The 1,110-nt window shown below is 42.3% G+C and carries 2 protein-coding genes and 1 pseudogene; 1 reads left to right on the top strand and 2 read right to left on the bottom strand.

What is annotated here, in order from left to right:
* The first annotated feature begins 71 nt into the window (after positions 1-71).
* Complete coding sequence (locus QTN95_RS20785) at positions 72-203, top strand: hypothetical protein (protein ID WP_331418870.1); 132 nt, start codon at positions 72-74, stop codon at positions 201-203.
* 111 nt (positions 204-314) lie between these two features.
* Here QTN95_RS20785 and QTN95_RS20780 read toward each other — a convergent pair whose 3' ends face one another.
* Complete coding sequence (locus tag QTN95_RS20780) at positions 315-548, bottom strand: hypothetical protein (protein ID WP_331418869.1); 234 nt, start codon at positions 546-548, stop codon at positions 315-317.
* Positions 549-974: 426 nt separating this feature from the next.
* Positions 975-1,110: pseudogene (locus tag QTN95_RS20775) on the bottom strand (IS4 family transposase); the annotation flags it as partial.

Raw genomic sequence — 1,110 nt, 5'->3', positions numbered from 1 at the left:
GAATAGATACGTCGCCCTCATGATGCACTAATCAACCCAGAGTGTGAGACTGCAATGGACAGCATGAGGCGGTGCAGCAAGGGCAACACTTTATTGCTGAGTTGGATAACGGTATCACTATTACCTGGACACCTGACGGCTCAACCGATGTACTCACACCTGATACCGTCCTCCCCGAGAATGACCACCTCCAGAACACGTGAGATGCTTGCCTGTATCTACTCATGCTATTGAGTCCTTTGACTTCGGGAAAAATCAAACGGGCTCGTAGCATGAGTGGACTTTCAGGCAAAGCCTAACTGGATGATAACCACCTACTGAAGTAGGTGGTTTATGGCTAAACAACTAAAATTCTCTCGAATACTTGGTTCAGGGTAGTCATCAGTTTCAGATGCCACACCGACAAAAGGTAAAAAATCAGGGTCATTTTCTAAGTTAAGCTGATTCCTCAGTGTAACCAACTGCCTGCAACCTTCAATAAAATTAATGTCGTCATTCACTAACAATTGGCAAGTTTCTACTATTTTTTTCTGATCCTTTACATCCATTACTTTGGCCCCTTAAGATAATCTTCAACAATTGTCTTCGGCTCTACCCGTTGTCCAGTCGCCGAATTTTCATACCAATGAGTTTCAAATTTACGACCATCAGGAGCAGTATGTTTTAAGCTAAATAGCTGATTTACCTACCCCCTTTGTAACAAAAACAGGCAAAAGGCAAGACCTGGCCAATATTTACTTTATTGCATTAAGAATGGCGTTAAGGCTCTAACGCCATAGTACATTTAATAAATATCAAGTTTAAAAATCTATGCCCAAACAGCTTTGCCTAACACATCTAGAATCGGAAAACTTAATACCTCCCCAAGCTATTTTATATTTCTTCTATTTTCAAAGATTCAACCCAGATATTGTCTACACCAAGATAGTGATCTCGCAAACGATCTTCTATATGCTGTGCTCTGAGGGATCCCCTCATAAATCCGCCAGTGCATAGCCATCTTTTAAGAGCTGCTCAGCTAGAGCCATGGCCGTTGCTAAGAGGTGTTGAGTAGTAATCTCGTAGTCTGGTCGCCTGAGGACTTCCATACCTAATCGAACGGTAGACAGG

This window comes from Vibrio sp. M260112, from assembly GCF_036533775.1.
Taxonomy (GTDB): Bacteria; Pseudomonadota; Gammaproteobacteria; order Enterobacterales; family Vibrionaceae; genus Vibrio.
This window is presented reverse-complemented; position numbering and strand designations above follow the sequence as displayed.

Coding starts and splice junctions, on each gene's coding strand:
- QTN95_RS20780 (WP_331418869.1), bottom strand. CDS start 548: ATGGATGTAAAGGATCAGAAAAAAATAGTAGAAACTTGCCAATTGTTA.